Here is a 6,136-nt window from a genome sequence, read left to right as displayed (position 1 = left end):
TTCCTGTGGATGTGGCCCAACGCCAAGATCTCGGTGATGGGCGGCGAGCAGGCCGCCGCGGTCCTCGCGACGGTCAAGCGCGACGGCATGGAGTCCCGCGGCGAGCAGTGGTCCGCCGAGGACGAGGCCGACTTCCGGGCGCCGATCCGCGAGCAGTTCGAGGACCAGGGCTCGCCCTACTACTCCTCGGCCCGGCTGTGGGACGACGGGATCATCGATCCGGTCGACACCCGCCGCGTCCTGGCGATGGGCCTGCAGGTGGCCACCGCCGTCCCGACCCCCGAGCCCCGCTTCGGCCTCTTCAGGATGTAGCGAGCCATGACTACTTCGCGTTGTTTCTGCCGCACCGAGCCTGGGGTCGAGTTGGGTCTCCGAGGAGGGTCACTGACATGACCTCGTTTTCATCCGTCCTGGTCGCCAACCGCGGCGAGATCGCCCGCCGGGTGATCCTGGCCTGCCGCGCGGCCGGGCTGCGCAGCATCGCGGTCTACTCCGATGCGGACGCCGACGCGCCCTACGTCCGGCTCGCCGACGACGCGGTCCACCTCGGGCCGACGTCGGCGGCCGAGTCCTATCTGTCGATCGAGCGGCTGCTCGCGGCGGCGAAGGAGTCCGGCGCCGAGGCGGTCCACCCCGGCTACGGCTTCCTGTCCGAGCGGGCCGAGTTCGCCCGCGCGGTGGTCGACGCGGGGCTGGTGTTCGTCGGCCCGACCGCCGACGTCATGGACGCGATGGGCCGCAAGGACCGCGCCCGGGCGATCGCGGAGCGGGCCGGTGTCCCGGTCACCCCGCACTTCGACCCGACCGACGTGCCGGCCGACGCCTATCCGGTGCTGGTCAAGGCCGCGGCCGGTGGCGGCGGCAAGGGCATGCGCATCGTGCGGGCGGCGACCGATCTCGCCGGAGCGATCGACGCGGCCGGACGCGAGGCCGCGGCGGCCTTCGGCGACGACACCCTCCTGGTCGAGAAGTACGTCGAGGCGGGCCGCCACGTGGAGGTCCAGGTCTTCGGCGACACCGCGGGCCACGTGGTCCACCTGTTCGAGCGGGACTGCTCGGTGCAGCGCCGGCACCAGAAGGTCGTCGAGGAGGCCCCGGCCCACGGGCTGACGGACGCCCTGCGACGTACGCTCCACGACTCGTCGGTCGCGCTGTGCCGGGAGGTCGGCTACACCGGCGCCGGGACGGTCGAGTTCCTCGTCGCCGACGGGCGGGCGTACTTCCTGGAGATGAACACGCGGCTGCAGGTCGAGCACCCCGTCACCGAGGAGATCACCGGGCTGGACCTGGTGCAGTGGCAGCTCGCCGTCGCCGCGGGGGAGCCGCTGCCGCTGACGCAGGACGAGATCACCGCGACGGGGCACGCGATGGAGGTCCGGGTCTACGCCGAGGACCCCTACGCCGGGTTCCTGCCGCAGGCCGGGGACGTGCTCGGCGTCGCGTGGGCCGAGGACGCCCGCATCGAGGCGGACCTCGAGCCGGGCGCCGAGGTCTCCACGGCGTACGACCCGATGCTCGGCAAGATCGTCGTCGCCGGCACGGACCGGGAGGACGCCCGCCGCCGGATGGTCGCGGCGCTGGACGACACCGGGATCTTCGGGGTGACGACCAACCTGGGATTCGTCCGGCGGCTCGTCGCGGGCGACGCCTTCGCGGCCGGCGAGGTGCACACCGCGTGGCTCGACAGCGACGCCGCGGCCGAGCTGCTGACGCCGCCGGTGCTGCCCGAGGAGGCCGCGCGGGCCGCGGCGCTGCTGTGGGCCCGCTATGAGGTCGCCGGCACCGACGACCCGTTCGGCGTCGTCGACGGCTGGCGCTCCGGGGCCGATCCCGCGCCGCTGCTGGTCGCGCTGACCGACGAGGCCGGGCGGCGGTGGTCGTTCGGGCTGACCGAGGACACCGGCGAGGACGCGCTGGCGATCATCGACCGGGACGGTGTCACGATCGCGTGGCAGGCCCAGACCTGGACGCTCGAGGTCCCCGACCCGATGCGCGGGGGCCACCGCACGGGCGCCGCGACCGACGCCGACCTGGTGTCGCCGATGCCCGGCACGGTGCTGCGGGTCGACGTCGCGAAGGGTGACGCCGTGACCGAGGGACAGCAGCTCGGTGTCGTCGAGGCCATGAAGATGGAGCTCGCCCTGGTCGCCCCCTACGACGGGATCGTGACCCACGTCGGCGCCGCCCCCGGCGACCAGGTCCCGATCAAGCACCACCTCTTCACCGTCGACCCCAACCCCCCGCCCAGTTCCGCGAGTGGCGCAGAATGAAGGTTTTGGGACGGCGTGTCGTCCATTTCTGCGCCACTCGGGGTCGGGTTTGCGCCACTCGAGGAGGTACGTCATGAGCCTGCCGTCCGTCGTCCGCGATCCGGTGCTGCCCGACGAGGTCACGATCTACGAGGTCGGGCCCCGCGACGGCCTGCAGAACGAGTCGGTCGTCGTCCCGCTCGAGGCCAAGGCCGAGTTCATTCACCGGCTGGTCGCGGCGGGTCTGCCGTACGTCGAGGCGACCAGCTTCGTCCACCCGACGTGGGTGCCCCAGCTCGCGGACGCCGCCGACCTCGTCGCGCTGCTGCCGATGACGGGGTCCACGCCCCTGCCGGTGCTGGTCCCCAACGAGCGCGGCCTCGACCGGGCCCTGGAGTCCGGCGTCCGGCACATCGCGGTCTTCGCCAGCGCGACGGAGACCTTCGCGCAGAAGAACCTCAACTCGACCCTCGACACCCAGCTCGACATGTTCGGGCCGGTCATGCGGCGCGCGCTCGCGGCCGGCCTGGACGTGCGGGCGTACGTCTCGATGTGCTTCGGCGACCCGTGGGAGGGCGAGGTCCCGATCGACCAGGTCGTCTCGGTGGGGCAGAGCCTGCTCGATCTCGGGGCGTCCCAGCTGTCGATCGGTGACACGATCGGCGTCGCCACCGCAGGCCACGTCCGGGAGCTGATCGGCCGGTTCGTCGCGGCGGGCACCGGCGTCGACCGGCTGGCGATGCACTTCCACGACACGTACGGTCAGGCGCTCGCCAACGCCCACGCGGCGCTGCAGGTCGGCATCACGACGTTCGATGCCTCGGCCGGGGGGCTGGGCGGCTGCCCGTACGCCGAGAGCGCCACCGGCAACCTCGCCACCGAGGACCTGGTGTGGATGCTCGACGGCTTGGGCATCCGCCACGGCGTCGACCTCCCGGCACTGGTCGAGACCAGCCGGTGGATGGCCGGGATCCTGGGCAAGGAACCCGCCAGCGCCGTGGTGCGAGCCCTGGCCTGACCCCGGGATGACGGAATACCACGGTCCCTGAGCAAACCTGCTCTGCCCGGGGGAAACTTCCTGCGGGAGGAGCTGGTTTGCCGAGGGACCGTGGTAAACCGCGGCACCCGTCAGCGGCGGGGGTGGCGGCGTTCTCTCAGCTCCTCGGCGGCGTACTGGCCGACCTGCCAGGTGGCCCAGGCGTCGCTCGAGCCGCCGACCGCTCCGCCGACCAGCGGCACCCGGCGGGCGACCAGGGTCACGGCCCGGCGGCCCGTCGTCCGGCCGACCAGCTCGGCGGTGACCTCCTTGGACAGGGTCGCGTCCAGCACCGGGTCGTGGACCGGTGAGGTCGCCATCGCCATCGGCGAGGTCGGCAGCCGGTGCTTCTTGACGAGCTCGGCGACGGTGTCCTCCCCGAGCATGCAGGCGAGGATCGCGTTGCGGACCCGCGGGTCCTCCAGGTCGTAGCCGCGCAGGTGGGCGATGCCCGCCACGAGGTGGCACTGCACCAGCGTGACGCCGACGATGTTGGCGGGGATCGCGACGGCCACCGCGATGACACCGCCAAGGTTGGTGACGAAGCCCTGCACGCCGGCGAGGCCCGCGTGCAGCCGGATCAGCCCGGTGATCGCCCGCTCGACGTCACCCCCGTGGTCGACGAGCTTGCCGTCGGCGGACGCCGCGGCCGAGCGCAGCGGGCCGACCCCGTCGATCGCCTGGTCGAGGATCGTGCGGACGAATCCGGACACGACCTGGGGGGCCAGCTTCGCCCCGGCGGTGATGGCTGCGTCGCGGCGAAGTCCCATCCGGCCAGCATAGGAGGCCGAACCTGAGTCCGCCGATGAGCGCGCGCCCTACGCTGGGGGCATGGACCGTCCGTTCTCCGAGCGTGTCGCGGGTGAGGACTGGCGTGGCGAGGTCGAGGCGTGGGCCGTGGCGGAGCTCGCCCGGACCGGCCGGGAGGTCACCGGGCCGACCGAGCAGCTGCGGATCCGGCCGTGGTCGACCCAGCTCACGATCCCGACCCAGCACGGCACGGTGTGGTTCAAGGCCAACTGCCCGACCCTGGCGTTCGAGCCCCGGTTGCAGGCCCTGCTGGCCGAGCTCCTGCCGCACGCCGTCGACGCCCCGCTGGCGGTCGAGCCCGACCGCGGCTGGATGCTGACCGTCGACCGCGGCGAGACGCTCGGCGACCACCGCGAGCCGACCCTCGACGACTGGCAGCGGGTCGTGACCGAGGCGGCGCAGATGCAGCAGGTCCTGGCCGGCCACCGCGACGAGCTGCTCGGGGCCGGCGTCCCGGACTGCTCCCCGGCGACCGTCGTGGACCGCTTCGACCGCCTCGTCGACACCCTCGCCGGGCTGCCGGGCGAGCACCCCTCCCACGTGTCGCCGGAGCTCGAGGCCCGGCTCCGCGCGACCCGCCCCGCGATCGCCGACGCGGCCCGGCAGCTGGACGAGTCAGCCCTGCCCACGACGTGGCAGCACGGCGACCTGCACCCCCGCAACGTGTTCGCGGTCGAGGGCGGCGAGCTGCACCTGTTCGACTTCGGCGACGCGCAGTGGTCGCACGCCGTCGAGGTGCTGAGCGTCCCGTTCGGCTGGGTCACGACCTACACGGACCTGGCCTGGCGCGACGTGCTCGAGCCGTACTGCGCCGTGTGGGGCACGACGCCCGAGGCGGTCGAGGCCGACTGGCGGGCCACCGCGCTGACCCAACCGGTCAACCGGACGCTGCTGTGGTGGGTCGCGCTCGAGCAGGCCACGGCCGCCGAGTGGGCCGAGTGGGGCGAGGGCCCGATCCATCACCTGACCCGGGTGCTGGACGCATGACCCGCGCCCCGCTGCCGCCCTCGCCGTGGGCCTTCGAGCCGGACCAGTGGCCCGACGACGACTGCGTCGCCGGAGGCGCCGACCTGGCCCCCGCGACGATCGTCGACGCCTACCGCCGCGGTGCCTTCCCGATGCCCCACGACGGCCGGCTGCTGTGGTGGTCGCCGGTACGTCGAGGGATCCTGCAGCCCGCTGACCTGCGGATATCTCGCTCCCTGACCCGGTCGATGCGCCATTTCACGATCACGACCGACGAGTCGTTCGAGGCGGTCATCGACGCGTGCGCCGACCCCCGCCGGCCCGGCGCGTGGATCGACTCGCCGATCCGCGAGGCGTACGTCCGTCTGCACCGGCTGGGCTGGGCGCACTCGATCGAGACCCGCACCGCGGAGGGGGAGCTGGTGGGTGGGCTGTACGGCCTCAGCGTCGGCGCGCTGTTCGCCGGGGAGTCGATGTTCCACCACGCGACCGACGCCTCCAAGGCGGCCCTCGTGGCCCTCGCGAGGATCGTCGGCGACGAGGGCCTGATCGACACCCAGTGGCAGACCCCGCACCTGGCGACGCTCGGCGTCACGGAGTGGTCCCGGGACCGCTACCTGCGCGAGATCGAACCGCTCGTCGACGCCCCTCCACCCGCGCTCTGGGCCTGATATCACGGCGTAATGTGCGCCCCGCCGGCCGGGGTGCACGATCCGGCGCGGCGTGAGTTCATAGACTGGCAGACGCACACACCATCACTCACTAGGAGCTTTTGTGGCTATCTCTCGCAACGACCTCGTCGCTGCCCTCGCTTCGAAGGCCGGCACCAGCAAGGCCGACGCCGACGCGGTTCTCTCGTCCTTCAGCGAGATCCTCCTCGATTCCGTCGCCAGCGGCGAGAAGGTCTCGATCCCCGGCATCCTGTCCGTCGAGCGCGTTGCTCGTGCCGCGCGCACGGGTCGCAACCCCTCGACCGGCGAGACGATCGACATTCCCGCCGGCTTCGGCGTCAAGGTCAGCGTCGGCTCGCGCCTCAAGGCTGCCGCCAAGTAGGCATCGCACCACCTCAACGCCA

The 6,136-nt window shown here is 72.7% G+C and carries 7 protein-coding genes; 6 read left to right on the top strand and 1 reads right to left on the bottom strand.

The features are described 5' to 3' along the window. The 3 genes from JWQ91_RS08130 to JWQ91_RS08120 form a co-directional block, all read left to right on the top strand. Nucleotides 1-312, top strand: a 312-nt coding sequence (locus tag JWQ91_RS08130) for a carboxyl transferase domain-containing protein (RefSeq protein ID WP_297782358.1), incomplete at its 5' end; no start/stop codon positions are given. Nucleotides 313-389: 77 nt separating this feature from the next. Continuing rightward, the gene (locus JWQ91_RS08125) at nt 390-2,270 is read left to right on the top strand and encodes a biotin carboxylase N-terminal domain-containing protein (protein WP_297782357.1); all 1,881 of its coding nucleotides are present in this window, start codon (nt 390-392) and stop codon (nt 2,268-2,270) included. 73 nt (nt 2,271-2,343) lie between these two features. Further along, a complete protein-coding gene (locus JWQ91_RS08120; protein WP_297782356.1) occupies nt 2,344-3,267 on the top strand; it encodes a hydroxymethylglutaryl-CoA lyase in 924 nt (307 codons plus the stop codon). A gap of 110 nt (nt 3,268-3,377) precedes the next feature. Here the strand turns inward: JWQ91_RS08120 and JWQ91_RS08115 are convergent, their stop codons facing one another. After that, complete coding sequence (locus JWQ91_RS08115) at nt 3,378-4,055, bottom strand: EcsC family protein (protein WP_297782355.1); 678 nt, start codon at nt 4,053-4,055, stop codon at nt 3,378-3,380. 61 nt (nt 4,056-4,116) lie between these two features. Between JWQ91_RS08115 and JWQ91_RS08110 the strand changes: the two genes are divergently transcribed. The 3 genes from JWQ91_RS08110 (at nt 4,117) to JWQ91_RS08100 (ending at nt 6,114) form a co-directional block, all read left to right on the top strand. Further along, nucleotides 4,117-5,082 carry an aminoglycoside phosphotransferase family protein gene (locus JWQ91_RS08110; protein ID WP_297782354.1) on the top strand — a complete coding sequence of 322 codons (966 nt, stop codon included), beginning with the start codon at nt 4,117-4,119 and terminating at the stop codon, nt 5,080-5,082. Then, nucleotides 5,079-5,732: a leucyl/phenylalanyl-tRNA--protein transferase gene (aat, locus tag JWQ91_RS08105; RefSeq protein WP_297782353.1), complete on the top strand. Its 654-nt coding sequence runs from the start codon at nt 5,079-5,081 to the stop codon at nt 5,730-5,732. The genes JWQ91_RS08110 and aat overlap by 4 nt, the downstream gene beginning before the upstream one ends. 109 nt (nt 5,733-5,841) lie before the next feature. After that, a complete protein-coding gene (locus JWQ91_RS08100; protein WP_297782359.1) occupies nt 5,842-6,114 on the top strand; it encodes an HU family DNA-binding protein in 273 nt (90 codons plus the stop codon). Nucleotides 6,115-6,136 lie beyond the last annotated feature (22 nt).

Source organism: Aeromicrobium sp. (genome assembly GCF_025965075.1).
In the GTDB taxonomy this organism is placed as follows: Bacteria; Actinomycetota; Actinomycetes; order Propionibacteriales; family Nocardioidaceae; genus Aeromicrobium.
Note: the sequence above shows the minus strand (reverse complement) of the source record. Positions and strands in the feature narration are given on the sequence as shown.

Bases quoted from the DNA above. Each gene is read 5' to 3' on its own strand.
- JWQ91_RS08120 (WP_297782356.1), top strand. From the start codon at position 2,344: ATGAGCCTGCCGTCCGTCGTCCGCGATCCGGTGCTGCCCGACGAGGTC.
- aat (WP_297782353.1), top strand. From the start codon at position 5,079: ATGACCCGCGCCCCGCTGCCGCCCTCGCCGTGGGCCTTCGAGCCGGAC.
- JWQ91_RS08125 (WP_297782357.1), top strand. From the start codon at position 390: ATGACCTCGTTTTCATCCGTCCTGGTCGCCAACCGCGGCGAGATCGCC.
- JWQ91_RS08115 (WP_297782355.1), bottom strand. From the start codon at position 4,055: ATGGGACTTCGCCGCGACGCAGCCATCACCGCCGGGGCGAAGCTGGCC.
- JWQ91_RS08110 (WP_297782354.1), top strand. From the start codon at position 4,117: ATGGACCGTCCGTTCTCCGAGCGTGTCGCGGGTGAGGACTGGCGTGGC.